This window comes from Streptomyces sp. SYSU D01066-1 (assembly GCF_054956795.1).
Window position 1 is genome coordinate 22,002 of the sequence record NZ_JBUDHV010000040.1, and the last position, 25,694, is coordinate 47,695.

General features: G+C 67.6%; 27 protein-coding genes and 2 pseudogenes. 16 read left to right on the forward strand and 13 right to left on the reverse strand.

All coding sequences use genetic code 11. The features are described from left to right. Positions 1 to 75: 75 nt before the first annotated feature. The 7 genes from mycP (ACY1JF_RS27140) to mycP (ACY1JF_RS27170) all read left to right on the forward strand — a co-directional run bounded on the left by mycP (ACY1JF_RS27140) (position 76) and on the right by mycP (ACY1JF_RS27170) (position 7,888). A complete protein-coding gene (mycP, locus tag ACY1JF_RS27140) occupies positions 76 to 1,380 on the forward strand; it encodes a type VII secretion-associated serine protease mycosin (RefSeq protein ID WP_462707893.1) in 1,305 nt (434 codons plus the stop codon). Next, the gene (locus ACY1JF_RS27145; protein ID WP_462707894.1) at positions 1,373 to 1,693 is read left to right on the forward strand and encodes a hypothetical protein; all 321 of its coding nucleotides are present in this window, start codon (positions 1,373 to 1,375) and stop codon (positions 1,691 to 1,693) included. Before mycP (ACY1JF_RS27140) ends, ACY1JF_RS27145 begins: the two co-directional genes overlap by 8 nt. Before the next feature lie 55 nt (positions 1,694 to 1,748). Further along, entirely contained in the window at positions 1,749 to 3,191 is a 1,443-nt protein-coding gene (locus tag ACY1JF_RS27150) for a WXG100 family type VII secretion target (protein ID WP_462707895.1), read from the forward strand. A gap of 94 nt (positions 3,192 to 3,285) precedes the next feature. Then, positions 3,286 to 4,593 (forward strand): S8 family serine peptidase, encoded by a 1,308-nt coding sequence (locus ACY1JF_RS27155; RefSeq protein WP_462707896.1) that lies wholly within the window; start codon positions 3,286 to 3,288, stop codon positions 4,591 to 4,593. A gap of 86 nt (positions 4,594 to 4,679) precedes the next feature. Then, complete coding sequence (locus ACY1JF_RS27160) at positions 4,680 to 4,994, forward strand: WXG100 family type VII secretion target (protein ID WP_462707897.1); 315 nt, start codon at positions 4,680 to 4,682, stop codon at positions 4,992 to 4,994. Between the two features lie 39 nt (positions 4,995 to 5,033). Continuing rightward, a complete protein-coding gene (locus tag ACY1JF_RS27165; RefSeq protein WP_462707898.1) occupies positions 5,034 to 6,464 on the forward strand; it encodes a WXG100 family type VII secretion target in 1,431 nt (476 codons plus the stop codon). A gap of 95 nt (positions 6,465 to 6,559) precedes the next feature. Next, positions 6,560 to 7,888 (forward strand): type VII secretion-associated serine protease mycosin, encoded by a 1,329-nt coding sequence (gene mycP / locus ACY1JF_RS27170; protein WP_462707899.1) that lies wholly within the window; start codon positions 6,560 to 6,562, stop codon positions 7,886 to 7,888. Positions 7,889 to 7,947: 59 nt separating this feature from the next. Here the strand turns inward: mycP (ACY1JF_RS27170) and ACY1JF_RS27175 are convergent, their stop codons facing one another. The 12 genes and pseudogenes from ACY1JF_RS27175 to ACY1JF_RS27230 all read right to left on the reverse strand — a co-directional run bounded on the left by ACY1JF_RS27175 (position 7,948) and on the right by ACY1JF_RS27230 (position 17,804). Further along, entirely contained in the window at positions 7,948 to 8,319 is a 372-nt protein-coding gene (locus ACY1JF_RS27175) for a DDE-type integrase/transposase/recombinase (protein WP_462707900.1), read from the reverse strand. A 58-nt stretch (positions 8,320 to 8,377) separates the two neighbouring features. Further along, positions 8,378 to 8,566 (reverse strand): annotated as a pseudogene (locus ACY1JF_RS27180) (IS3 family transposase); the annotation flags it as partial. A 129-nt stretch (positions 8,567 to 8,695) separates the two neighbouring features. After that, positions 8,696 to 8,899, reverse strand: a complete 204-nt coding sequence (locus ACY1JF_RS27185; RefSeq protein WP_462707901.1) for a transposase — start codon at positions 8,897 to 8,899, stop codon at positions 8,696 to 8,698. Positions 8,900 to 9,142: 243 nt separating this feature from the next. After that, positions 9,143 to 10,342 carry a S8 family peptidase gene (locus tag ACY1JF_RS27190; protein ID WP_462707902.1) on the reverse strand — a complete coding sequence of 400 codons (1,200 nt, stop codon included), beginning with the start codon at positions 10,340 to 10,342 and terminating at the stop codon, positions 9,143 to 9,145. Positions 10,343 to 10,349: 7 nt separating this feature from the next. After that, positions 10,350 to 11,366 (reverse strand): hypothetical protein, encoded by a 1,017-nt coding sequence (locus tag ACY1JF_RS27195; RefSeq protein ID WP_462707903.1) that lies wholly within the window; start codon positions 11,364 to 11,366, stop codon positions 10,350 to 10,352. A gap of 12 nt (positions 11,367 to 11,378) precedes the next feature. Further along, the gene (locus ACY1JF_RS27200) at positions 11,379 to 11,672 is read right to left on the reverse strand and encodes a hypothetical protein (protein ID WP_462707904.1); all 294 of its coding nucleotides are present in this window, start codon (positions 11,670 to 11,672) and stop codon (positions 11,379 to 11,381) included. Then, positions 11,669 to 13,231, reverse strand: coding sequence for an outer membrane protein assembly factor BamB family protein (locus ACY1JF_RS27205; RefSeq protein ID WP_462707905.1), 1,563 nt, complete (start codon positions 13,229 to 13,231; stop codon positions 11,669 to 11,671). The genes ACY1JF_RS27200 and ACY1JF_RS27205 overlap by 4 nt, the downstream gene beginning before the upstream one ends. 215 nt (positions 13,232 to 13,446) lie before the next feature. Then, complete coding sequence (locus ACY1JF_RS27210) at positions 13,447 to 14,424, reverse strand: hypothetical protein (protein WP_462707906.1); 978 nt, start codon at positions 14,422 to 14,424, stop codon at positions 13,447 to 13,449. A 753-nt stretch (positions 14,425 to 15,177) separates the two neighbouring features. Next, a complete protein-coding gene (locus tag ACY1JF_RS27215) occupies positions 15,178 to 15,450 on the reverse strand; it encodes a hypothetical protein (protein WP_462707943.1) in 273 nt (90 codons plus the stop codon). A gap of 43 nt (positions 15,451 to 15,493) precedes the next feature. Continuing rightward, positions 15,494 to 16,393 (reverse strand): annotated as a pseudogene (locus tag ACY1JF_RS27220) (nucleic acid/nucleotide deaminase domain-containing protein); the annotation flags it as partial. A gap of 6 nt (positions 16,394 to 16,399) precedes the next feature. Then, positions 16,400 to 16,972 (reverse strand): SUKH-4 family immunity protein, encoded by a 573-nt coding sequence (locus tag ACY1JF_RS27225; protein ID WP_462707907.1) that lies wholly within the window; start codon positions 16,970 to 16,972, stop codon positions 16,400 to 16,402. A 100-nt stretch (positions 16,973 to 17,072) separates the two neighbouring features. Next, positions 17,073 to 17,804 carry a hypothetical protein gene (locus tag ACY1JF_RS27230; protein ID WP_462707908.1) on the reverse strand — a complete coding sequence of 244 codons (732 nt, stop codon included), beginning with the start codon at positions 17,802 to 17,804 and terminating at the stop codon, positions 17,073 to 17,075. Positions 17,805 to 18,038: 234 nt separating this feature from the next. Between ACY1JF_RS27230 and ACY1JF_RS27235 the strand changes: the two genes are divergently transcribed. The 9 genes from ACY1JF_RS27235 to ACY1JF_RS27275 all read left to right on the forward strand — a co-directional run bounded on the left by ACY1JF_RS27235 (position 18,039) and on the right by ACY1JF_RS27275 (position 25,151). Then, entirely contained in the window at positions 18,039 to 18,392 is a 354-nt protein-coding gene (locus tag ACY1JF_RS27235; protein ID WP_462707909.1) for a WXG100 family type VII secretion target, read from the forward strand. A 19-nt stretch (positions 18,393 to 18,411) separates the two neighbouring features. Beyond that, the gene (locus tag ACY1JF_RS27240) at positions 18,412 to 18,789 is read left to right on the forward strand and encodes a hypothetical protein (protein WP_462707910.1); all 378 of its coding nucleotides are present in this window, start codon (positions 18,412 to 18,414) and stop codon (positions 18,787 to 18,789) included. Between the two features lie 84 nt (positions 18,790 to 18,873). Beyond that, a complete protein-coding gene (locus ACY1JF_RS27245; RefSeq protein WP_462707911.1) occupies positions 18,874 to 20,454 on the forward strand; it encodes a peptidoglycan-binding protein in 1,581 nt (526 codons plus the stop codon). A gap of 17 nt (positions 20,455 to 20,471) precedes the next feature. Beyond that, on the forward strand, positions 20,472 to 20,957 hold the full coding sequence (locus tag ACY1JF_RS27250; RefSeq protein ID WP_462707912.1) for a protease inhibitor I42 family protein: 486 nt from the start codon (positions 20,472 to 20,474) through the stop codon (positions 20,955 to 20,957). Between the two features lie 144 nt (positions 20,958 to 21,101). After that, positions 21,102 to 21,428: a DUF6317 family protein gene (locus ACY1JF_RS27255; RefSeq protein WP_462707913.1), complete on the forward strand. Its 327-nt coding sequence runs from the start codon at positions 21,102 to 21,104 to the stop codon at positions 21,426 to 21,428. After that, positions 21,428 to 22,714, forward strand: coding sequence for a WXG100 family type VII secretion target (locus tag ACY1JF_RS27260; protein ID WP_462707914.1), 1,287 nt, complete (start codon positions 21,428 to 21,430; stop codon positions 22,712 to 22,714). The genes ACY1JF_RS27255 and ACY1JF_RS27260 overlap by 1 nt, the downstream gene beginning before the upstream one ends. After that, complete coding sequence (locus tag ACY1JF_RS27265; protein WP_462707915.1) at positions 22,711 to 23,418, forward strand: hypothetical protein; 708 nt, start codon at positions 22,711 to 22,713, stop codon at positions 23,416 to 23,418. Before ACY1JF_RS27260 ends, ACY1JF_RS27265 begins: the two co-directional genes overlap by 4 nt. A gap of 107 nt (positions 23,419 to 23,525) precedes the next feature. After that, positions 23,526 to 24,035 (forward strand): hypothetical protein, encoded by a 510-nt coding sequence (locus ACY1JF_RS27270; RefSeq protein ID WP_462707916.1) that lies wholly within the window; start codon positions 23,526 to 23,528, stop codon positions 24,033 to 24,035. Positions 24,036 to 24,521: 486 nt separating this feature from the next. Next, on the forward strand, positions 24,522 to 25,151 hold the full coding sequence (locus tag ACY1JF_RS27275) for a hypothetical protein (RefSeq protein ID WP_462707917.1): 630 nt from the start codon (positions 24,522 to 24,524) through the stop codon (positions 25,149 to 25,151). 20 nt (positions 25,152 to 25,171) lie between these two features. Here the strand turns inward: ACY1JF_RS27275 and ACY1JF_RS27280 are convergent, their stop codons facing one another. Next, entirely contained in the window at positions 25,172 to 25,609 is a 438-nt protein-coding gene (locus tag ACY1JF_RS27280; RefSeq protein WP_462707918.1) for a hypothetical protein, read from the reverse strand. Between the last annotated feature and the right edge of the window lie 85 nt (positions 25,610 to 25,694).

Genomic DNA, 25,694 nt, shown 5'->3' on the forward strand with positions numbered 1-25,694 from the left:
GACGGGACGTAAGGATCTTCCGGCAGGGGGCCGGTCCGTACGTCCCGGGCAGAACTAACGGGAGGACGTAAGACAGTGGGTACCGGGGCATCGCACGCCGCGCGTCGGACGGCCGCGGGCACCGCCGCCCTGGCGGTCCTCGTCTGCGCGCTGCCCTTCGCGGGCACCGTACCGGCATCCGCCGCCGACGGGGTGCGGACCACCTTGGCCGACGACGGCGTACGGTTCCAGGTCGACGACACCAGTTGCTCCTTCCCCTCCGACCCGATCAAGGGAACGCCTTGGTCCCTGCAGCGCGTCGTCCTCGACCAGCTGTGGCAGGACACCAAGGGCGAGGGCGTGAAGGTCGCCGTCATCGACACCGGCGTCGACGCCGTCAACAGCCAGCTCAAGTCCGCGGTCGTGTCCGGTAAGGACTTCCTGTCCAAGGGCGGCGACGGCAGGACCGACGAGGTCGGTCACGGCACCAAGGTCGCGGGCATCATCGCCGCCCGCAGGTCCGCCGAGAGCGGCTTCATCGGCATAGCCCCGGAAGCCACGATCATCCCGATCCGGCAGAACGACGACCAGGGCAGCGGCAACGTCGGCACGATGATCCAGGCCATCAAGTACGCGGCCGACGCCGGCGCCGACGTCATCAACATCTCGCAGGACACCGCTTCCACCATGGACGCGTCGGTCCACGCGGCCTTCCAGGCGGCCGTCGAGTACGCCCAGGAGGAGGACGCGCTGATCGTCGCCGCGGCCGGCAACGACGGCGCGGACGGCAAGACCAAGGAGACCTACCCGGCGGCCTACCCGGGCGTCCTGGCGGTCGCCGCCTCCGACCGCAACAACGCCCGCGCCCCCTTCTCCCAGTCGGGAGACTTCGTGGGCGTCGCGGCACCGGGCATCGACATGGTCTCGACCGTCCCGGCGGGCGGCCACTGCGTCGACCAGGGCACCAGTTTCGCGGCCCCGTACGTCTCGGGCGTCGCGGCCCTGATCCGCGCCAAGCATCCCGACTGGTCGTACCGGCAGGTCATCACCCAGATCGAGCAGACGGCCGACCGCACCAAGGCGGAGCGCGACGACTTCGTCGGCTGGGGCGTCGTCGACCCGGCCGCGGCCCTCAACGAGGACACGACCGAACCCTCCGAGGACGGCCCGACCCCTGACCCGATAGGCCCCGCCGGCGACGCCGCCGACGTCCAGGCCGCGACCCTGGTCCTGGGCGAGTCGGAACAGGAGCGGACGGAACGGTACGCGCTGTACGTACTGGCGGCCGGCTTCGCGGCGGTGCTTCTGTTGGTCGGGGGAGGCCGGGTGCTCAGCGACTGGCGGCGGAAGCAGGGTGCAGGCAACAACGTGGAATTCAACGGGGAGTCACAGCATGGCTGAAGAAGTCAGCGTAGATCTCGACGAGCTGGAGAAGACGGTCACCGCGCTGAACCACCTACTGAGTGGTCTCGGCAAGGCGGACACGGACGTAAAGACCAGGACCTATCTGCCGGCAGGCGCTCTCGGCAGCGGCTTCGAAGAGGCGGACAAGCTCGCCGACGCTCACAACCAGATGAAGACGTACATCGAGGACGTCGTGGGATACCTCAACACCCTCATGGACGAGTTCGGGCAGAAGACGAAGTACTCGCTCGGCGCCTATCAGGACTCCGACTACGAGGCCCAGGCGAGTTTCCCGAACGCCGGGAAGTAGCGAGCCGTGAAGGTACTGGGAGTCGAGACGCGAGGAAACAAGGGGGCACGGGGGCATGGCTGACAGCGACAAGCAGATCGACTACGACTACACCGAGATGAACAAGTGCTTCAACGAGAAGCACTCGACGCCCTTCGCGAGCGACAAGAACATGGACGAGATGCAGGCCATGCTCCAGAACGCGAGGCCGGACCTCGTGGAAGGGGTCGCTGAAGGCTGGAAGGGTCTCTCGGACGCGTTGGTCACCATTCAACGCGACTTCGACGAAGAGGTGTCCCGCATCCAGGCCCACTGGACGGGTTCGGCCGCCGAAAACTTCGCCACGAAGGCGAAGCGGGTCAGCAAGAGCCTCGGTGACTGCGCGACCTACGCCAGGCACACGTCGACCGCCATGAAGAACGCCAGTTCCGCGCTGGGCCCCATCAAGGAAGAAGTCCTGGCGATGGAGAAGCCGAGCGCGGTCTCCAGCGCTCTGAACAGCCTGGGAGACGGCTTCACCCGAAGCGACGACGGCCTGAACAAGGACCTGTCCTCCGGCGCCGGCGCACAACAGGCCCTCGACAACAACCACGACGACCTCTCGGCCGGCCGGGAGGCGCAGCTGAAGATGGCCGCCAAGATGGAGACGCTGGGGGCTGCTTACAACTCGCAGAGCAAGGCCATGGGGTCATGGAATCGCAACCCTCGGCATGATGGCGAGGAAGACTACCCAGGGGATCCCGGCGGCGTCGCGCCTACTCCCGTAGTCATGCCGACGACACGCTCCCCCCGTAGTCCACAAGGCACGACCACGGGAACCGCCCAGCGTGGCACTGTCGGTACGATCAGTTCATCGAAGTCTGTGAACTCGCCATCGGGCATCACAGGTGGTGCGCACAAGTCCACCTCGCCGCGACCGCAGGTGAACACCGCGATCGACGGGATTTCGGCAGGTCGGCAGGGGGTTCCTGGAGCAGGTACTCCGAACCCTGTTGGAGGTGCGTCGACCACCGGCAATGTGCCCGGTGCCGGGACCCAAGTTGGAGGAGTACCTGGCATTGCGCCCGGCGTGGCCGGTGGCCGTGGGAGTACAGGTGGCGCGGTTGGCCGGGCAGGCTCAGCAGCGGGCGGCACGGCTGGTCGGGCAAGCGCGGGCGTGGGGGGGATGACCGGCCGCGGTGCCGCAGGCGCTGCTGGCGCTGGCGCGGCGAAGGGCGGCGCTGCGCGCGCCGGTGGCTTGGCTCGTCAGTCTGGCGGTGTTGTCGGGGGCACACCCAGAGCCGGTACGGGAGCTGGCGCCGGCAAGGGAACTGCCGGTGGCGCGGGTCTCCACCGCAGTCGCGGCGCCGCAGGAGGTGCTGGCGCAGTCCGTAAGGGGGGCATGGCGGGTATCCCCACCGGGCGGACCGGACGTCCGAAGGACGAGGAACGCCATGAGGGGGAGCGTCCGGACTACCTCGTAGAGGACGAAGAGACTTGGATGCCGCAGTCCAACGCGGCACCCCGAGTCATCGAGTAGCGGTCGACATACAGTCCCAGTCGGCACGTGGTAGTAGTGCGTGGGCGTGGCCTTTGGGCCACGCCCACGCGCGGTAACGGGAGAGGAAGATCGAATGGCTTTCGAGCGTGCGGTGCGTTCCCTGAGTGCAGTGGCAGTAACCGGCTCGCTGATCCTTACGACAGCCCACTCTGCTTCTGCCGACCAGACCAGACGCGATCAATGGGCGCTTGAAGCCCTTAACGCAGAATCTGTGTGGAAAATTTCTAAAGGGCGTGGCGTAACTGTCGCAGTTATCGATAGCGGAGTCAACGCTGAGCATGTGGACCTTCAGGACAATGTCCTCAAGGGTAAAGATTTTGAGGATGGCGATGAAGATCCCACGCCGGACGCCTCAGATTCTGCACCTGAGCACGGCACGGGTATGGCTTCACTCATCGCTGGGCACGGGCACGGAGTGGGCGCGACAGACGGAGTCATGGGCCTTGCACCTGAAGCGAAAATTCTCCCTATTCGGGAGGGTGGTGGCGGCTATGCGGATGAGATTCGCTATGCGGTGGACCAGGGTGCTTCTGTGATAAATATGTCTGTCGCCGTTGATCGGGAGTATCCGGAAGACCGTGAAGCCGTTGAGTACGCCCTTGAGCGCGACGTCTTGATCATTACCGCCTCTGGCAATGACGGTAAAGGTGATATTGTCGAATATCCCAAGAATTACCCGGGCGTACTGACCGTGGGCGGCGTGGACAACGGGGGAATGATTTGGGATAAATCTAACTATGGCCCCGAAGTCCTTTTGACAGCCCCAGCCACTCACATCGTAAGTGCCGGGTGGCCTGGCGCTGACAAGCTCCGTTCCGGTACGGGTACCTCCGACGCGGCGGCCTATGTTTCAGCAGCAGCAGCATTGCTGCGATCAAAGTTTCCAGACCTGTCGGCAGGCCAGGTTGCAAATCGTCTTGTGAAGACGGCGGCTCTGCCCGATTCCGAGGAGGGCCTGTCCCTTCCGGACGAACACTACGGCTATGGCATCATTCAGCCACTCGCTGCGCTGGAAGAAGATATTCCGGCCGGCTCGAAGTACGGTCCGCTTACTGTTCCGGATTCTCTGAAGCAGTCTGCGGCGCCCGCTGCCGGCAAATCTGGCGAGGATCAAGAAAAGGCGGACAGGAAAGCTATGCTAATTTGGGCGGTTATCGGCCTTGTGGCCATCGCCTTCATCGCCTTGATCGTGTTTTTGGTCGTCAAGATGTCCAGGCGAAACCGGGGCAACGGCGGTGGGCCCGGCGGTCACCCTCTTGGCGGTCAGCAGTACATCGCCCCGCAGCAGAACCCGTACCAGCAGCCGGTCCAGCCGCAGCAGAATCCGTACTATCAGCAGCCGCCTGCTCCGCCGCAGGGGCAGTGGCCACCTCAGCAGTAGTTACGTGTTCGCCGCAGACGGTGGCTCAGTGAATGGCGGCGTGGGCAGGGTGTGGGCGGCAAAGTGAAATCAACGGGGAGTCAAGGATGGCTGAGCAGTACAAGGTCGATCTGAGTGAGATCGAGGGCACGATCTCGCGGCTGAATCGTGTTCTGGCGGACATGGGTACGTCTTCGTCCAATTGCAAGAACAAGACGTATCTGCCGCAGCGTGCTCTCGGAACCGGCTTCAAAGAGGCCACGGCGCTGTACAGCGCGCACGAAGCGATGAAGGAACGCCTCTACGAGATTGTTGAACACCTGGAGCAGGTGTTGGACGACTTCGGGCAGAAAACGAAGAGGACACACGACGCGTTCGCTGATGCTGAGGCACAGAACAGAGCTGCGTTCAACCGCAAGTGACATCGTTTTCTGCTACGTAGAGATGAGGGGGATATAGCCATGGGCGAGAAGGCCGTCGACAACTTCGAGTACGTCCCGGCGAACCAGTGCTTCGTTGGTGAAAGCACTACGCAGTTCGGTCTGAACTACGACATGGACCAGATGAAGGACATGGTCCGAGACGCAGACCCGGAAACTGTGAGGGATGTGGCCAAGGGGTGGGAAGCGCTTCAGCAGGACTTGGTCGGTGCGGACGGGATCAAGGCTGCCCTTGAGAGCGCTGTCGAGCACGTGCTTGCCCACTGGGAGGGGCAGAGCGCGGACCTGTTCCGGGAGCGGGCGCGGGTTGTGAGCCGGAAGATCACTGACAGCGCCAAATACGCCGAGTACACCTCGAAGTCGCTTGCCGGTGCCGCCGAGACGCTGGCTGACATCCGGCCCAAGGTGCTGGCGATGCAGAAGCCCAGTGGTCTCGCCAGCAAACTCGACTGGGTCGGTGACTTGGGTGACCGAGACGCTTCAGGCGCCGACTCGGACCTGGGAAACGGAGCCAGTTCAGCGGACGTTCTCTCCAAGCACGAGGGAAGTCTGTCCGCTGGACGAGAAGCACAGCTCAAGATGGCTGAGCAGATGGAGATCCTGGGGGCGGCCTATAACAGGCGCGCGCTGGAGATGGGCTCGTGGAAAGGGAACACCGGAAATATCAATGACGGTGAAGACTATCCGGGAGACCCTGGCGGAACTCCGCCTGCGGCCGTAGCTGTCCCTGCAGGAAAAACCTTGCGAAGCCCGCAAGGTGCGACAGGGGTCACTGCCCGCAGTAACCAAGTGAGTGCGATTAGCACGTCGAAGTCCGTCACCCCACCCGCAGGTATCAGCGGTGGTGCGCATAAGACGACTACGTCGCAGCCGCGAGTGAACACCACAATCGACGGTATTTCCGGAGGCCGTCCTGCGGCGCCGACGGCCGGCAGTCCTAGTGTGATCAGTGCTGGGGTAGACGGCAGTTTGCCCACTGTTGGTGGTCCAGTCAGTGGCGTTCCAGGCTCTGTACCTGGCGGTGGTGTTACGCGTGGTGGTGTAACTGGTCGTGCTGTGACGGGTGGCACTGTCGGGCGTGGAGTTTCAGGGGTTGGCGGTGCTGCTGGCCGTGGTACGACGGGCGCGGCTCCCGGCGCTGTGAGGGGAGGGGCAGCCCGTGCAGGTGGCTTGGTCCGTCAGCCAGGCGGAGTGATCGGCGGCGCGTCCAAGGCTGGCACTGGGGCTGGTGCAGGCAGAGGCACTGCTGGCGGTTCGGGTTTGCATCGCAGTCGGGGAGCCGTTGGGGGCGCTAACGCTGTCCGTAAGGGTGGTGTGGCTGGTGTGCCTGGCGGGCGGACCGGACGTCCGAAGGATCAGGAGCGCCGTGAGAGCGAGCGGCCGGACTATCTCGTTGAGGACGAGGAGACCTGGATGCCGGGCACCAATGCGGCTCCTCGAGTCATCGAGTAGCCGTCCGCGTACTGTGCTCAATTCGTGACAGGATGCATGGGCGTGGCTTCCGAGCCACGCCCATGTTCGCTAGAGGTGGGAGAGGAACGAACGGGATGAGCTTTAGGCGAACGATGTGTGTGCTGGGTGCCACGGCATTGACTGGCGCTCTGTCTTTCGCGGCGGCTCCCGTCGCCTCTGCCGATCAGACTAGAAACGACCAGTGGGCGCTGGAGACGCTGCAAGCGGAGTCCGCCTGGAGTATCACGAAAGGCGAAGGTGTCACTGTAGCGGTTATCGATACTGGCGTTAACAGTGATCATATTGACTTGAAAAGCAATGTCCTGCAGGGGAAGGACTTCATCGACGGAGACTCCGACCCTTCGCCTGACAGTTCGGAAGAGGACCCCTCGCATGGCACGGAGATGGCAGGTATAATTGCGGGCCATGGACATGGGGCGGCTGCGGAAGACGGTGTAATGGGAGTTGCGCCGGAAGCTAAGATTCTTCCCATTCGCAAGAATGTTGATGACCGGTCTGGTTATGCAGAAGAGATCCGCTATGCAGTTGACCACGGTGCGTCGATCATCAATATTTCAGGTTATGTAGGAGACGAGAGTGCGGCCGATCGTGAAGCTGTGAAATATGCGATCGAGCGCGATGTGCTCGTAGTGGCCGGTGCTGGAAATCAGGACAAGGCGCCGGAAATTCTTTATCCTGCCAAGTACCCGGGTGTGCTGACGGTGGCGGGTGTGAGCGATGACGGAAGCTTTTGGGAGGGGTCGAACCAGGGTCCTGAGGTACTTCTGACAGCGCCGGCGACCAGAATTGTCAGCACGGGATGGCCCGGTGACAAACTTCGCATCTCCGATGGTACGTCGAATTCGACTGCTTTCGTATCTGCGGCTGCCGCTTTGCTTAGGTCAAAGTTCCCCGACCTTACTGCAGGGCAAATTGCCAACCGTCTTGTGAGGACGGCCTCCTTGCCTGACTCTGTACAGGGCATCTCTCTACCTGATGAGCGGTATGGATACGGTTCTATCCGCCCGCTCGCTGCACTGACGGAGGATGTTCCTGCTGGATCAAAGTATGGTCCACTCAAGGCGCCAGGAGATGAATCGTCCGCTGCCCCGAATGGTGGCCGGTCGGATGCCGACTACGCTGCAGAAAACAAGAAGGCGGATCAAAAGCGAATGATTGTCTTCGTGGCTCTCGTAGTCGTCGTCTTGCTGGTCCTCGGTTTCATCGTGTGGCTCATCGTCAGACTGTCCCGGCGCAACAAGAGCGGTCCGGGCGGGCCTGCGTCGCCCGGTGGCTATCCGGCGTACGGGCGGCAGCCAGCTTCGCAGCAGTATCCGTACCAGCAGTCCGTGCAGCCGCAGCAGAATCCGTACCAGCAGCAGCCCCCGGCTCCGCCGCAGGAGCAGTGGCCGCCGCAGCGCTAGTGGCCGTCGGCATGGCTACCGCCGCCGGCCGTCATACCGAGGTTCGGCCCGATGCGGAGTCAGGGGAGGAACGGCTCCGCTGCGGCGTTGTCCGCGGAGGTGCCGACCGCTCCCACGGACCGGAGGATCCCGGCCTGGTGGCAGGCGTCGGTGAATGTCTTCGACCTGTATCGAGTTCCGTGATCGCTGTGGAAGATGAGGCCGTCCACCTGTCTGTCGCGCGTGCGGACGGCCGTGTTGAGCACGTCGGTGATGGCCTCGGCCCGCGTGTGATCGGCCATCGACCAGCCCGGCAGGCGACGGGAGAACACGTTGATGACGGTGGTCAGGTACAGGAACTTTCCGTCGGCGGCCAGCAGATAGGTGATGTCGCCGGCCCAGGCCCGGTCGGGGGCGGATGCGGTGAAGGTGCGCCGCAGTAGATCGGGCACCGCCTGGGAGGCGGGGCCCGGGACCGTGGTGCGGTGCCGCCGCCTTCAGCCTCCGTCCCTGAATACCGTGTTGGCGCATAAGCCGCTCCACGCGCTTGCGGTTCACCAGCGCGCCGCCCTCGCGGAGCTCAGCGGTGATCCGCTTGGCGTTGTACGTCTTTCCGGACGCTGTGTGGGTCTTGCGTATCCGCCGGGTGAGCGCGGCGTCGGCGGCCTTCTTCGCGGCCCGCGCCGGGGCGGTCTTCACCCACTGGCAGAACCCGGACCGGGACAGGTCCGCACGGTGCAGAATCGCTTCACGCCGAAGGCGTCGCGATGGTCGGCAGCGAACTCGAAAGCTCGCGGGCCTGCTTGCGCAAGGCAGCGATCTCTGTACCTACGTGGACTGCGCGACCGCGTCAAGCAGCTCGGCATGTTCCGCGGTTTTGATCCATTGCCGCAGCGTCTCGTGGTTCACGCCGAGCTCGGCGGCGAGGCATGGGACGGGTCGGCTGGACGAACGGGCCAGTGCCACCGCGTCGGCCCGGAACTCCGCCGAGTGCTTGTAGGTCCCACTCGGGACTTCTCTTCCTGGAGTCAAGATCCATTGTCGGGGCGTCCACGATCAAGGTGGAGAGCCCTGTCGCACTGAACCCCCCCCGACGAGTTCGTCACCCTGGCCTGTACCTCATCTCGCAGACGGCTTGAAGGGGGTGAGGTTCCCCCGTTGCTCGGGAGGAGGTGATCAGCTGGTCAGAGCGGGTCGGGTGGGCGCGGGGACCGGCCCCGGTCGGCGGGGCGGGCTGTCGGGTGACAGGAGCGCGGATCGGGGCCGGTCCGGGGGTCAGCCGGTCGAGGGGCCGGGCGGTGGGAGCACGCCGGCCGTTCCCGTCGGTGGTTCGCGGCGGGACGAGCGGACAAGGAGGGCGCCGCCGGTCAGGAGGACCAGGCCCGTGCCGGCCGCGGCCAGGCCTGTTGTCCACAGGCCCTGTTCCAGGTCGGGGTGGGTGGTCTTCGGGGTGCCGTCCGGAGTCGCCAGGTGCTCCTTGCCCTCGTGGGCGACCGCGGCCGTTCTGTCCTTCGGAGGCGAGGCGGCCTTCTCCACCGCCGCCGCCGCGTCGATCGCGCCGTAGCCGAGCAGGGCACCGCCCCCCTCGGGGGGACGGTTCGTGGTGGCGATCAGTACGTCGTTGACCTGGGCCGGGGTGAGGTCGGGGTTCTTCTCGTACATCAGCGCCACGACGCCGGCCGCCAGCGCGCAGGCCGGGGAGGTGCCGTTCACCGCCTCGTAGCCACCGGTGTTCTTGGCACTCATGATGGCGACGCCGGGCGCGGCCACGTCGTTGTAGGTGTGCACGGTGGAGAAGTCGGCACGCTCGCCGTTCCGCTGCGTGGCGGCCACGGCGATCACACCCGCGTAACCGGCCGGGTACGAGGTGCCGTTGAACTCGTCTCCTGCGTTGCCCGCGGAGGCGAGCACCGGCACACCCTTCTCCAGGGCGTACGCCACGGCGGAAGTCTCTTCGCCGGAGTAGTCGGCGCCCCATGAGTCGGCACTGCCGAGCGACATGGAGATGACGTCGGCCCCGTGGTCCACGGCGTAGCGGATACCCTCGGCGATCGGGCTTTTGCCCAGCTTGCGCAGTTCCTGCAGCTCCTGGTAGGTCGCCTCGTCATCCTCCTCGTCGTTGATCACGCGTACGGAGAGGACTTTCGCCTTCGGTGCCACCTTGAGGACGTCGGAGGCCATGGCGGTGCCGTGGCCTCCCCACTCGGGGTCACCTGGCTGCAGGCCGTCCTCGAGGAAGTCGGGACCGGTGGTCACCCGGCCCTTGAGCGCCGGATGGCCGGCCTCCGCGCCCGAGTCGAGCACGGCGACCGTCACCCCCGCGCCCTGGCTCTGCTGCTGTGCGGCGGACAGGCCAAGCGCCTGTCCCTCCCAGCCGACCGGGGTGTCCGCGTGTGCCGGAACGGTGGCCAGGGCGCAGCAGAGCCCGGTGAGCGCGATGGCGGTGCAGGTCGCGCGTACGGTCTGGAACGTCATGCCCGTCTCACCTCTCCAGGTTCATGATGTGGGTGCGGAACATGCCGCTCAGTGACTCGGCCTCGTCCATCCACGGCTTCCGGTCCTCCGTGTCGATGCCGTACCCGTTGAATTCGTCGGGGAGACGGGACGCGAGACGGCCGTCGACCGCGCCGGTGGTGACGGCGACGACGTAGGGGAGGTTGCCCCCGATTCCGGAGCCGCCCATGCCGTTGCGTCCGTCCGCGTCCCACTTGGCCGCGAGGGTGCCCGGGACCTTGTACGGCATCACCGCGGCGTCGGGGAGGTCCTCGTTCGACTGGTCGTACACGTACTGGCCCAGTTCCTCCGCCGCGTCCGTGCCCGCGGGCATCACGACGATGGCGACCGTGGCGACCATCTCGCCGGTGAGATCGACGTACGTGGCGCGCACCACGGCCTCGCAGCCGAGGCGCTCCGCAGTCTCCTTGGTCTCCCCGCTGAGGCCCGCGGAGCACGACGTGTCCTCGGAGATGCCCATGCGCCGCCAGTGCGCCAGTTCTTCGTCCGACACCTCGTAGTGGTGGTCGGGCGGTTCGCCGACGGTCGCGGGGAAGAGGGTCTCGGCGGTCTCGTTGCGCCACAGCACCGGGCCGTAGGCCTCCGCGTTGGGCACGTCCTGCCGGCTGTTGTCGTACGCGTGCGCCGCCAGCATGCCGCCACCCAGCAGGCCGAGCGCGCCGACGATGCCGAGCAGGGTCCCGGCGACCTTCCGGCCGGTGCGGTCCTTGCCGCTGGACGGCAGGGGTGCTCCGGGGACGGGGACGGTGGGCGGGACGCCGGGGGGAGCGGAGTACGGGCCGGTCTGGGGGTAGGGGCCGGTCTGGGGGTACGGGCCGGCCTGGGAGTACGGGCCGGCCTGGGGGTACGGGGCTTGCTGAGGCGCTCCGTACTGCGGCGGCACCGGCGGCAGTGGGCCCGGGCTCTGGCCCTGCGGTGGCCGGCCTCCCTGAGGTGGTGGCTGCTGGTACGGATTGCCGCCCCCCGGCGGCGTCGGGTACGTCATGGGTGAGCTTCCTTACTGATCATTCAGCGGGCGAGCACGACGGCGCCGGTACAGCTCGACGGCCGTCTCGTTCGGATAGGCGGGGAGGACGACGCATTCGCCGGTGTCCTTGGCGACGACGACCTTGCTGCCGCCCGGCGGCGCGGGCCGGGGCGGGCGCCCGTCCCGCGTACCGGCGGGGAAGTCCGCGTACACCACATAGCCGGTGTCGAACTCGTACACGGCCAGGGGCACGTGCGTGCCGTCCGGCAGTCGTGGCTGCGCATGGCGTTCGCGGACGATGGCCAGGGCCTCTTCGGGGGTCATCGGCGGTGCTGGTCGGTGGTGGGGAGGGCGACCAGGGAGTACGCCTTCTCGTCCCCGAACGTGATGGGCGCGCCCACCGCGGAGACGTAGAGCCGGTCCTCGTGCCAGTAGGGCCTGGCCCAGATGGACATGCCCTTGTCGACGTCCTCCGGGTACTCGACGACGGTCGTGATCGCTCCGTCCCCGGCGCCCAGTTCCACCAGCGCGGGCCCCTGGTCGGAGTCGTTGTTGGTCATGCAGGCGAGGATGCGGCCGTCGCCGGCCTCCGGCAGCGGGTACAACTCCCGGTACTCGACCGCCTCGGTCCTCCACAGCTGCTTGCCGCTGTCGAGGTCGTACGCGGCCATGAGGTGCTTGCCCGTGCTCTCACCCGCGCCGATGACGAAGGTGTCACCGAAGACGGCCGCCTCCGACCAGGGGGCGCCCGCCGAGTCGTCGGTCATGACGTACTCGGCCGGTGTGCGGGGCGAGAACTCGCTGCGCACCTTCCCGGTCTCGTCGTCGAGGCAGAAGAGGGCCTCCCCGTCGGCGCCGTTCTCGAGGAGGACCGGGGGAGAGGTGGAGATGACGTCGCGGGCGTCGAGTTCACCGCCGACGCTGTCCTCGGGGAGCGCGTGGTGGTACGTCCAGCGGGCCTTGCCGGTGGCCGGGTCGATGGACGCGACCTCGTCCCACTCCTTGCCGTACTCCGGGTCGTCGAAGTCCATGATCATGCAGCCGCGGACCCTGATGAGGGCCTCGCCGCCGACGAACGTGCCGCTGCCGCAGTCCTCCGTCGCGTACTTCCCGGGGTCCCAGGCCGACGTGCCGTCCGATGCCTTGAACGCCCGGGTCCTGTTCCCCGCGGTGACGACGACCACGTCCCCGGCACGGGCGGCCGACACGTCACTCGCCGACGTGCTGTCGCCCGGCTTGAGGTCCTGGTGCCAGAGTTCCCCGCCGCCGGTGAGGTCGTACGCCGCCACGTGGTCGCACAGCGTGCCCTCGCCGTACGCGACGATGCCGATGTCGCCGGCGGAGTCCTCCGGGGCGACGCACGCCTGGGTGGCGTCGCCGGGGAGGGCGGTGGCCCACAACTGCTCACCGGTGTCGGGGTCGTAGGCCTTGACGCCGTCCCGCACGGCGTGGACGACCGCCTCGTCGGTGAACCAGGTGCCGCGCGTCTCCGCCCTGTTCTGGGTGGCGGCGGTCTGCCCCAGCTCGGACTCGGGGATCGGCACGCTCCACAGCACGTTGTTGCTCGCCGAGCCCAAGAACAAGTACCAGCCCCCGAATCCGGTGCCGCCCAGCACGAGCACGGCCAGGACGAGCAGCACGATCAGTCCCGTCCGCTTCTTGCGCGACGGCCCCCGGGGGAACGTTCCGACAGGACCGCCCGGGCCGGCGGGACCGCCGAGCGCGTACTGCTGCGCGGGGTACTGGGGGTAGGCGTACTGCTGGGGGTGGCCGGGGCCGGGCCGCGGGGGCTGCGGCGGAGGGCCGTACGCCGGTGGCCGGCCGTATCCGTGCGGCTGCCCGTGCCCTTGCGGTGGTATGTGCTGCGGGGTCTGCTGCGGCACGCCGTATCCGTACGGCTGGGGTGGCCTCTGGGGCGGCGGTGGCGGGCCTTGCGGCGGCGCCGGGGGCGCGGGGGACGCCGGTGGCGGCGGTGACTGTCGGGGGCCTCCGTATCCCGGCACCGGCTGCTGCGGGTAGCCATATCCCGGTCCCGTCGGTCCCGGCGGGCTCTGCGGGCCGGGCGTTCCGCCCGCTCCCCGCGCACCGTTCGTCGGCATCAGCTGTGACTCCTCACGTACGTGGCCCAGGCGGCCTCGAACTCGCTCGTCCCCATGCCCACGGCCTCCCGCAACTGCCCGCCGAGCCGGTCGGGGTGGCGGTAATGGCCGGTGACGAAGCGCGGCGCGGCGGCGTCGCCGCTCTCCTCCGGGACGAAACGGAACGCCAGATAGCTGGTCGTGCAGCCCATGGACGCGCTGGTGCCGTCCGAGCCCCGGTCGGGGAGCCTCCCGTCGAACCCCTGGCCGGAGACGTTGTCGCGGATCCGCCACGACGCCGGCTCGGTGTCGAAGCGCAGCGCCACCCACTCGGCGAAGCCCTCCACGACCCACTGGCGCACACTCCCGGTGCCCGCGCCGAACTCGGCCTCCAACGGCTGCACGAGGGCGTGCGCGAACTCGTGGTGAAAGATGTCCTCCACGCCCTGCCGCCACCGCGTCGCCGCGGTGAAGCGGGAGTGCGAGCTGTCCATCTTGATGCGGGCACTGCCGTACTCCGAGTCCCTTTCGGCACCGCCGAAGCCGGAGTCGAAGGTCGGCATCGGCACGCTTCGGCCCGCCTGCCGCTCCACGGAGGGGGAGCCGTACAGCTCGCGGTCGGGTTCGAGGGCGGTCAGGAACCCCGCCGGTGTCCCGGTCCCCTCCGGCCCGTTCGACCTCCACAGTTCGATGCCGTCCTCCGGGTAGTACAGGTAGCTCTCGGAGCCGTGAGCGTCGGGTGAGGGGCCGACCTTGGTGACGGTGGGCTCGGTGTCGGACGACTCCCGCTTGACGACGCACCGGTACCACTCGGACACCGGGCGGACGTCCACGTCCTTGATCTTGTGGACGAAGGCGACGTCGACGGCGACCGTCGCCCCGTCGCCGTAGTCGGCCCGAGTGCCGTCGTCGGCGGTGGGCAGCGAGCCGCCGTCGACGGCCCGTACGGCGGCGATCCCGCCGATTGCCAGGACGGCCGGCACGGCGAGGACGATCATGGCGATGACGGCCTTCCTCAGGTCGTTGCCCCGGTCGTCACCGCCGTCGGCGCCGGGGAGCGGCTGCCGCGTGTACGGCGGGGGATACGGTCCTGGCGGGAGGCCCTGTACCGGGCCGGGCGGGGGAGGCAGCGGGCCGGCGGGGCCCGGCGGCCTCTGCGGCGGGTACGGCGCACCAGGGTGCTGCGGTGTCCAACCCCCTTGCCCCTGTGGATACCGCTCCGGAGGGTAGGGATCCTGCGGATACGCGCTGCCCGGCTCCCCGGGCGGCGGCGGGTATGCCATGAGTTCCCCCTCCCTCGAAGTCTCGGTGGCACGCGGTGGCGCGCGGCGCCCGCGCAGGCATCGGAGAAGTGGTGGCCGCGAGGCGCGAGGAGACGGAGCGCGCTGCGCACGCTCGCTTTCCTCGGCCGGGACCGGTCGGATGCCGCTGACGCAGTCGGGCCCCGACTGCGGCTGCTTTGGTGAACCGACGTTCACCCGCGGCGTGTTCGCGCGGGCGGCGATGCGCCGCCGGCCGAACCTCAGCCTCCCCGTTATGCCCATGACACCCTACAGCCCGCTGATCACACACCGGTGTCAGGGCGTGCCTCTGGGTGTCAGAGCATGCCTCTCGGCGTGCGGGGTGACCCTCGGTGTGTGGGGAAGATCCTCGGCGTGCAAGGAGAGCTTTCGACGTGGAGAAGGGCCCTCGGAGTGGAGAAGGGGCGGAGGTGGGCTCCGGACGTGCGGGGACGCGTGGCCGGGAACGGGTCACGTCCCGTCGGGCGCCTGCCCGGTTCCCTCCCCCACCGCGTCCAGACGCAGACGGGCGACGGTCAGCCCCCTCGGACCACCGATGAGCAGCAGCCCGCCGGGGGTGAGGGCGAGCGCGTGGCAGGAGTACGGCAGCGGAAGGACGCGTACCCGTCCCGACAGGACGTGCCAGAGGTGGACCTCGCCGTCGCTCCAGGCGACGGCGAGCACCGGACCGGCGGCGGTGTCGGCCGCGGCGAGGGCGGTGGCAGGCCACGGACGTTGTTGCACCGGCGTCGGCGCGGACGGACCCCTCGGCACCGGACTCGGCCGTCTCCCCGTAGGGGAAGTTGTGCGTCAATCGGGCGTCGGGGAAGACCTGCCCGAGCCACAAGGAGCAGTAGTGCCCGGGCATGAAGCAGGTCTCCAGCTCGGTGTGGACGCGCAGCACCTGCCCTGGCTCGACGCCCGCCGCGTGGAGCGGGGACCACAGCCGTTCCTCCGGGTGGACGCCGATCCCGCCGGCCTGCGTGATGATCTGCTTCTCACCCCGGCCGTCGACGATCTCGAAGGCGGTGAACCAGTCCGCGCCCGCGGTGTCCCTGATGTCGTCGAGGACGAAGGGCCACCAGTTCTCGCGCCCCGCGAACACCTCGGGGTCGACGGCCCTCAGGCGCTGTTCCAACTCCGCGTACGCGGCCGCGGCCTTCTGCGGCAGATCGGCGCCGAGCGCCTCGTCGAGTATGTCGAGTATGTCGAGCGACCGGGCGAAGGCTGCCGGAATCGAGTTTACGAACCTCCACTCCTCGTTCCAGCCGAGCAGTACGGCGCGTACGACACCGTCCTGGTCGGCGCAGAACTCGAACCCCTGGTCCGAGCCGAGGCGTGCCCAGTCCCGGCACGGCTCCAGCGTCACCTGCCGACCCGTGGCCTCGGCGTACTCCCACAGCCGTACGGGGCCGTCCCGGGCGGTGACGAAGTACGGCCCTACCTGGACGGGCACCGCGACCTCCGCCAGCCGCCGCACGCTCGCAGACGTACCGTCCGCGTCATCGGCGGCATGCTGCCGGAAATGCCGGACGCCGCTTCCGCGGGCTGGCATGGGGAATTCCGCCTGACCGCCGGGGGACACGTGCACAGGACCGGGGGACTCGTACGCATACGGAAGCACAGCACCATCCCGTATCAGTGCGGCGAGGAAGGTTCCGGGGCTCCGACCCGCGCATTCAGGCATGTCCCGCTACCGGGTCTCGGGGTAGGCGACATACTCCAGGACGTCGTGCCAGCGAGAATTGCTCACTTCCAGGGCCGCCGAGTCGATTTCTCTCATCTGCTCGGCCAGGCGGCGTGCCGCGCCTTCCGGGTCGAGTGTCTCCTGCTCCGATTCGAAGTCATAGTTCGGCCGCTCCCTCTCCAATAGACAGAGGAAGTGGGCGAAGGAACCGATGTCCTTGTTCAGCGGATAGACGTCCGATTCATCACCCGGCAGGCAGTAGACGATTCCCGTGGCCCCGTCCAGAGCGATGTCGTCGTAAGGAACCATGCCGAGAAGAATCCAGCTCTCGGCCGTCTCGGGCAGGTTCGTCCATCGCTGGCGAAGGTCGCCGTAGCAGTCACCGAGCGGCCTGACCTGCTCCGGGGTTCCGTCCACGAGGTCGAACCAGGGATTGGGGCGAGAGGGAATACCGACGGTGCGCAAGAAGTGCGCACTCGGCTGGTTCCGGATGTTCGCCACCGCCGCTTCGGAGAACGTGGTGAGCTCTTCCGGGGAAAACTCGGTCTCCAGGGTTTCCCGGTCGATGGGGGGTGTCATTTCGTGACCTGTCTGCTGTGCGGATGATGGAGGCGTTTGATGTCAGCACCGAAGGGCATCTGTGCTGTTTGTGCGAGATTGATCAGATTCGCGACGTGATCTATCCGTCGCGATTCGCTTTCAAACGATCCAGGTAATTCATCATCTCCGTGTTTCCCTGTGCTCTGGATCCACGGTGTCTCCGTGGTCGATACTGTGGGTGACGTCGACGTGCGATGGCCGTTCCGCCACCCACGCACTGCAGTTGGGCGGGACCGGGCAAGGGGCCCTTTCCGTGCACAGCTCGGTCATATGTTCCTGGTCCCGTCTCCGACGACCGGGAAGCCGAGCGGGCGTTCGGGGTGGCGGAATCCCGAACTCCGACGACGATGATGAAACCGCCGCCGCCTTTGGCGTCGAACCGTGCGGCCGCGTAGTCGTCGCCCGCGGACTTCTCCTTGCCGCCCGGCAGCTTCTCGTGCGTGCCGTAGCCGCTGTCCGCGTGCCGGGCCAGTTGCACGGCTCGGGACAGCGGTGTGCCGGCGCCTTCGATGAGCAAGGCGACCCCGTCCAGCGCGGTCGCCGCGAGCCGGCCCGCTTCACCGAGGTCGGCGAGGCGGGTGTCCTTGACCTTGCTCCAGTGCCGTTCCGGGGCCTGGACCGCGAGGCCCTCATTGGTGCCGATCAGGTCCGCGATCGCGGCGTGGGCGTCGGCGGCACCGTCGTCGATGTCGTCCGCGAACTCGCGCATGACCTGTGCCACTTCGCGGTAGTCGTCCTCGTCCACGTCCGGCCAGCTGACCCCGGTCAGGTCGAGAGCCTCGTCGAGACAGCCCGGCAGTGTGACGCTCACGGGAACCCCCTCTCGACGGCGACGTGGGAAAACGCGACGTCGACGCTTCAGGGGAACAAGTGGCCGAAGTGCCGCCGGTGCCGCGAGTGCGGGAGGCCGGCGCCGCGGCGGCGACGGTGCCCGGGGCGTGCGACGAGAGCGCGTGAACAGGATCGCCCGAGTGTGACTTGCTTGATAAGGTCACGCCAATCGGCGAGTGGGCAAGCACTCGAACACATGACGCACGGGGGCCATGTGTCGACCTATTCGGTTGACTCCAGCGGATATCAGGAGAACGTCCGGCATCTCGACGCCGCCGCCGAGGACATCGGCACGGCCGCGTCGCAGATGCCCGGCGAGCAGTGCTCGCTCCACGACGTCTACGGGGGTACGGACTCCGGTCCCGCCTTCGAACGGTGCGTCACCGCGTGGCACGACGAGGCGGACGTACTGCGCTCCGCCCTGGAGGAGATCGCCGGCAAGCTCCGGATCACCGGCAACAACTACGGCGCGGCGGAGGACTCCGCCCTCCAGCGCGTGCACGGCGCCGCGCGCACCGGCGGGCAGACCCCGGCCCCGGCGCCGTCCGAGCCCTCTCCGTTCGGCTGACACACGAGGCCCATGTCGCATGAGCACCGAAGAACAGATCCTCCGGCTCGACCTGCCCGCCCTCCTGCGGTACGGCATCGGCCCGGGCGCCGCTCAGCGCCGCGTCCTGTTCGGTGAGGGCGCCGTGGCCGCGGCCGTCACGCTGGACCGGCTGGGCGTCCAGCCGCGCGCCGTGGTGTTCCTGGCCAAGATCGTGCGCAGCGGCGGTACGCGGTACGCGGCCGGCCTGGCGGAACCCTTCCCCGGCGCCGACGCCTCACGGACCGCCGCCGACTGGCTGACGAGCGCCGCCGCGGTGGCCCGCGGCACGGACGACGACGAAACGGTGGCGCGCTGGTTCGAGGCCGTCGCCGAGATCCTCGCGCTGCGGCACCGCACGGCCGCCGCGGGACGGTAGGCGTCCGCCGGGCCGCACCGGTGCCGCCGACGGCACCGGCACTGTCGTACGTATCCGCACACGAGCAGGAAAGAGAACCGGGACATGGCGGGGGAGTCCACGACGTCACGGCGTTCCGAGCTGGCCGGTCTGAAGGGCAGCGTCGAGGGAGCCGGTGACAAGAACGATCTCATCGAGGCCATCGACAAGGCGCTCGCGGTCGAGGCGCCGGTGGGCGACCCCGGCGCGATCGAGACGGCCTCCAGGCAGTTCAAGCAGGCCATCAGCACGGTCGACCAGGCCTCGGGGCGGATCGGCAAGGCCGCCTCCGGGCTGCCCGAGGTGTGGACCGGTACGACGCAGGTGGCCGCAACGGACGTGGCGGCCGCCGCGCAGCGCGCCGCGGACCAGATGCGGGAGGCGTTCGAGGGCAGCGCCAAGGCGCTCTTCGCGCTCGCGGACGGCGTGGAGGAAGCACAGCGCCGGGACCGCACGGGCCGCGAGATCCTCACCGAGGCGCGCGCCTGCCTCGGCGGCGAGGACGGCTTCTTCGACGGCATGTGGGACAGCGACGAGGAGGACGCCGCCGTACAGAAGGCCAAGACGAAGGCGCTCGACGGCGTCGAGCGGCGCCACCAGGCCGCGGTCGTGGCCGACGACGCGGCGCGCACGGCCGCCGGAGAACTCAACCGCTGGGCGTCGCAGGCCCGTTCGGGCAAGCTGGACGCCCAGGGCCTGACGGCCGCGGACAAGCTGATGCTGGCCGACACCAGCAGCGTGGACGAGAACAGCGCGGACCGCGAGTACAACGAGATCCTCAGCGCGGGCGACCTGGAGCGCTCCGCCCAGTTCATGAACGACATGAGCTCCGAGGACCGCGCGGAGCTGGAGCGGATGCTCAAGGACGCCAAGTCGCCGGAGGAGCGGGCCTACCTGATGAAGGCCGTCGCGGCGGGCTACGACATCGACGCCGTACGGGAGTTCCGCGGGAAGATCCACGCGCACGGCGACGACGAGGCGTGGCTCCAGCGGCACCTGTCACCTGCGGTCACCGAGGCCGGCAGCGTGGACCAGCCCGGCATGAGCGACTCGCTCACCTTCGACGGCGAGAACTGGTCCCAGAAGGGCAACACCTGCGTACCGGGCTCCACCATCGGCGCGCGGGCCATGGTCGACCCCGTCTACGCCCTGGAACTCACCGGAGGTCCCTCCGGGCAGGAGGACGACGGCGCGGCCTTCCGCGCGCGGCTCGACGACGAGCTGACGCGGGTGCACGAGGAGGGCGACGGCGACTACGAGCACTTCTGGGGCGGAGCCCCCAACGGCATGGACGCCGACGGACAGAACGAGGTCGCCAACGCCGAGATCAGCCCCCACACCGGCGCGGAGTACGAGTACCGGGAACTGCGCGACGGCGCGGACGCCCGGCGCGAGGTGCTGCCGGACATCGAGCGGGCCGTCGCGGACGGCAAGCCCGTACCCGTCGAGGTCGAGGGCAAGGACGCCGACGGCAACCGGGTCGGCCACCAGATGATGATCATCGGCCAGGAGGGTGACATGCTCCAGATCTACAATCCCTGGGGCCACACCACCTGGGTCAGCGAGGACGACTTCGTCAACGGCCACATGGACAAGGCGTCCGACGAGCGCATGCCCGACGCGTTCGCCGTCCACGTACCGCAGTGACCGAAGGAGTGAACCGGATGACCGGCAGGACGACCACGCCCCGGGGCCGCACGCGCCTCGCCCCGACCGCGCTCCTGCTCGGGGCGGTGTGCGCCCTGACCGCCTGCGGCTCGTTTGCCGACCCGCGGGAGTACGGGACCGACCAGCGGTCCATCGAGGCCGAGGTCGGTGACGAGTTCACCCTCTCCTTCCCGATGGAGCCGACCCAGGGGGAGTGGTGGTACCGCGTCGGCCCGGAACCCGACGAGAAGGTCGTCCGCAGCACGGGCGACCGCGAGGACTACGAGGGCTCGAGCGGATCGGGCGGCGGCGACGGCACCCAGTTCTTCGACTTCGAGGCGACCGGCGCGGGCACCACCGAGATCCGCGTCCTGCACTGCCCGGTCGGCACCTGCGTGGGCAAGGGCGCGACGGCGTCCCCCAAGCCGGAGGCGGACTCCACCAACTCCGACCAGGCGGACAAGGCGCGGTACTACACCTTCGAGGTGACGGTACGGAGCTGAGCGGCGGCCGGTCGGTCGTCGGAGGACCTTCACAGACCAACGGGTAGCCTGACACCTCACAAACGCTACGGGGTGGCAGCTCGTTGCGCCTTCCCGTGCGCCCGCCGGACCGCGTCGCGGCGACCAGGCAAAGAGGGGGCCTCGTTGAGTGGGGAGTTCAAGGTCGATCTGGATCACCTGAAGTCCTTCGGTGACACCTTGAAAAGATCTGTCGAGGAGTTGGAGGAAGCGCGCAGAGCGCTCGCGCACGTCCGTGCCGATCAGATCGGCACGGCACGGCTGGACGAGGCCTGCGACACGTTCCAGGACCGGTGGGAGCACGGCACCGAGCAGTTGAAAGAACTCATCAAGACGGTCGGTGAGGGTGTCGAGACCACCATGCTGAGCTACAAGAAGTTCGAGGAGGAACTGTCCAAGGCCCTCCAGCAGATGGGGGACACGGCGGCGGCGAACGCGGGGAGCACACGCTGATGGCTCCTGACCCGTACCCGAACCTCGGCTGGAACCCGGTGCCCGGAGCGCCGGACGAGGTGTCCGCGCTGCGGCAGAAGGTGAAGTCCGCGGCAAAGGCCCTGGACGACTGCCACCGTCAGATCGAGACGTTGCTCTCGGCCAGCTCCAGCTGGGAGGGCGACGCGGCGAGCGCCTTCCGGGACTCCCTCGACGGAGACCTGAAGGAGTACATGAGGAATGCCGGACGGTCCCTCGGAAAGGCCGCCGACTGGCTGGGCACCTGGGACGGTGACCTGGCATCGCACCGTGACCTGGCCAAGAAGTACGACGAGGCCGCCCGGGAGAAGAAGTCCGACATCGACAAGGCGCGGCAACGCCATGACGAGGCCGGCAAGCACCCCGACCTGCGACTGGCGGGGAAGGAATACCCCAGCCAGGCGGAGGCCGACGCCGCGACGGCCCGTCTGCGCGCTGCCGAGAGCGCGCTGAACGAGACCACGGCCCAGCTCGACAACGCCACCACCGCGTACAACGACGTCATCGCGAAGGCGCGCGCACTGGAGGAGGAGCACACCCAGCGGGCCGCGTTCATCGCAGGGAAGCTCGACGAGGCCGACGACAGACTGGCTCCGAAGGAGCCCGGCTGGCTGAGCAAGACCGTGCAGGCCATCGGTGACGCACTGGTGTGGCTCGGCGAGAAGATCATGGAGCACGCCGGGACCATCGGCGCGATCGCCGGCCTCCTGGCCCTCCTGCCGACACCGGCGGCGCCCGTGTTCCTGGCGATCGCGGTGGGCGCGAGCGCATTGGCGATGACCAAGAACCTGGCCAGTGAGGACTTCAGGGACGCGCTGTTCGGTGAGTACGGGTGGAAGGAAGGCCTGTTCGCAGGAGCTTCACTCGCCGGTGACAGCCTTGGCATGCTCCCCGGTGTCGGTGCCCTTGCCAAGGCGGGAAGCGAAGTGGGACTTGCCGCGGCAATTGCCCGAGAAGGCGGCGAAGCCATGTCGCTGGGTGCGCAGTTCAGCAAGTTCGGAAGCGAGGTCGTGCCGGCCTTCAATTTCAAGGCCATCGAAGCGGCGACCGATCCCGATGTGGGAAGGCTCGCCTACTCGATTCAAGGCGTCAATATCGCGGGGAACATGGCGTCGTCCCTGGAGAGCGCCGGTGTTTTGCCGAAGGACGGCCTTGGGCATGATGCCGCTGAGGTGACGAAGATCGGCGCTGCTTCGACGGGATTCAAGAGCGGGGTCACCGGAATCGTCTCGGATCTCAGCGAAATGATGTCGGGAGTCCGGCTGTGAAGAGCCTTTTCGACGCCACGCCCGCCGAGTCGAAACCTGATTTCTGGTACGTCCTGCCCCACGGCTACACCAGAGTGGACCTCCATCCCTCCGGTGAAAGACTGCAGGAGGTCACGCGGCACATCAGCACTCTGCCTGACGCAGCTCGTGACCGTGCCGAACAGGTGCTTCGCCTTTACGTCGTCATCGTGGCCATGCTGCAGGAACAACGGGTCCAGGGATGCGCGCTGGGAGTACATCCTGGCGACGACGGAGCCCCGCTGATGTCCGTCCTGACCGTCTCCACCCTTCCGACGGCGGAGGGCGATCCTAAAGCCGCCCTCACCCGGATGCTGGAGAACACCGCCGGTGTGGGGCCGGACCGCGGTGTCGTTCCCGTGAAACTGCCCGTGGGAACGGGATTCCTGATGGTGACAGAACGGCGTACGGTGTCTCCAAGTGCACCGCCCGGACATCAAACGGATCCCCTGCAGGAGAAGGTGTGGCAAGGGACCGTCGCCGTCCCGGACCCGCGTTCTTCATCGGTCATCACTGTGCAACTGGTGACACCGGCGTTGCAGCTCGCCGACGACTACCGCGAAGTGCTGCTCGGCGTCGCCCGCAGTGTGCGGTTCACTGATCCGACCGAAGCACTCAGCGGACCGGAACCGCGGCCAGCCACCGGCGCAGGTCCGGTGCCGGCAGAAGGGAGTCCTTTCGGATGACAGCGGGTGAAGCCAGGGGGCAAGCTGCCCGACGGCCCGTTCAGGCGCGTTACGCGACTGACGGGACGGATTTCAGGGGTGCATTGAAGCACTATTACGCCATCGCAATGAAACGCTTCCTGGCGTGGTTCCTGCCCTTCGCCGCGCTGTGGCCGTTGGTCATTCTCACAAAACTCGATTTCCTGCTTCCTCTGCTGGTCATCAGTGTTCTCGGCGCTGTCATCACTGCGGGCACCTTCTGCGCGAGAGTACGCCTCGTGCGGAGATGTTCACGTGTTTTTCACACCTACCCTCTGCGGTACCGCGGGCCTGTGGAGAAAGTGAAGCTCGAAAGACCTTCAAAACTTCACTTGCGTTTTACCGCATGTGACGGAGGGGCGTCGGCCATGCTGGCGAAGCACGTGCTGGCCGACAACAAGTGGCCCGAGGGCATCGCGAACGGCGTCTGGTTCGCCGGTGACGACCCGTTCGGCGGTGCGGCCATTGTCCCGGGTGGTGGTGAACTCCTCTTCATGCAGCCCAGTGAGTGGCTGTCGGCGGCGAAAGAACGCCAGAGCGCCGGCGAGGAACGTGTCCAGCAGGCCAGACGCGCGGGCATCGGGAAGCGCGTGTCCTAGTGCCGCATCAGGCAACGTTCGCCCCCGTTCTTTCCGGTCGAGTGCGGATCGCCTGGGGCGCGTACTCTCGCGGGGTGCGTTCTCACCTGAGCTTCGAGAACCCTCCCGCGCTGCCTCATGAGGTTGTGGCCGAGACATTGGAGCGGGCTCTGTGTGACCGCTCGCACGAGGGCGAAGCGGCGGACGTTCTGGTCGGAATCGCTTCGAGCGGCGACGACCGGGAGTTCGTCGAGCGCTGGTACATGGAGGTCGGGACGCGCGCCGTGCCGGCCAGTCCCCTTCTGGGCTGGCCGGCCTGTGCCTGGGCCATACCGCTCGGCGTTTCGGTCAGCTCGGCGACGCCGCCACCGCGCTGGCGAAGTCGCTGGCGGTGCGCGCCGAATCGGACCCGGCGGACGTGGACGGCCGGGCTCTGGACGGTCACGACGACGTCACAGGGCCGTTCGCGGGCCCCGGGACCGGCATAAGAGAAAGGAACCCCTTCGGATGACCGCGGGCGAGCGCAGGTCTCCACAGGGTGAGAATTCGGCACCCTATGCGACGGACGGCACCGATTTTCACGGTGCGTTGAGACACTATTATCGCGTCTCTGTCATAAGATTCGCCAAGTTCGGCGTTCCTTTCCTGGTGGTGTGGAGTCTCATGTTCACGCTGCCGATGGATTATCGCGGATATGCCCTGCCGTTCTCCCTCGCGGCAATGCTGGGATTCGTGTTCACCCTCTTCCTCTTCTACGGCCGGATCTCTCTGACGCGGAAATGCTCACGGGTTTTTCGTACTTACCCCCTCACCTATCGCGGGCCCGTCGAGAAGGTGAGGCTGGAACGGCCTGTGAGGTTCCACCTTCACTTCGGGAAGAGGGGTGACAAAGCAGTGACGTTGCTGGCGAAAGACCCTCTGGGTGTCAACCGCTGGCCGGAAGGCATTCAAAATGGCGTATGGTTCGCCGGCGATGACCCGTTCGGCGGTGCGGCCATCGTGCCCGGTACCGGCGAACTGCTCTTCATGCAGCCCACCGAGTGGGCGTTGTCGGCGAAGGAGCGGGACACCGCCGGGGTGGCCCGCGCCGAGCAGGCCAAGCGCGTCGGCATCAAACGGCCCGTGCGGTACAGATGACCCCAGGAGTGCCACCCGGATCAGATGCGCAGCCTTCTCCATAAGACGCGCCTCGCCCGGAAGGGCGAGCACCCCGCCGCTCCCGCCATCTCCCGCCCACCACGCTCCGCGCTTCGCGCCCTCCGGCCACCGGTGCCGACGGACAGTACCGCGAGCGGACACGAAGCCGCCCGGCTCCTTGTCGGCGCGGAGTCGTAGCTGTACGGGCACGCCGCTCGCGTCTTGAGCAGGGGGTGCCGGTGAACCCCGGCGAGCGGCTGCCACGGGTGCGCTTCGAGGATGCGCCGGATCTGTTTCAGGCAGCGCAGAGCGCTGACGCAGAGACAGGGGTAGACGGCGTAGACGAAGAGCAACAAGGTCAGGACCGAGCCGAGCAGACCGCCGTCCCTCCGCTCCCCGTCCGGCAGCGAGACGACACCGAGCCCCTGAAGCGCGCTGAGCGCGATGAATGATGTCACCTAGAAGAACGTCGCGATCCACAGGCGGATGACGACCGCCCACCGGGCCGGTGTCCAGGCTGCCTGCGTCTCCGCGTGGTCGAAG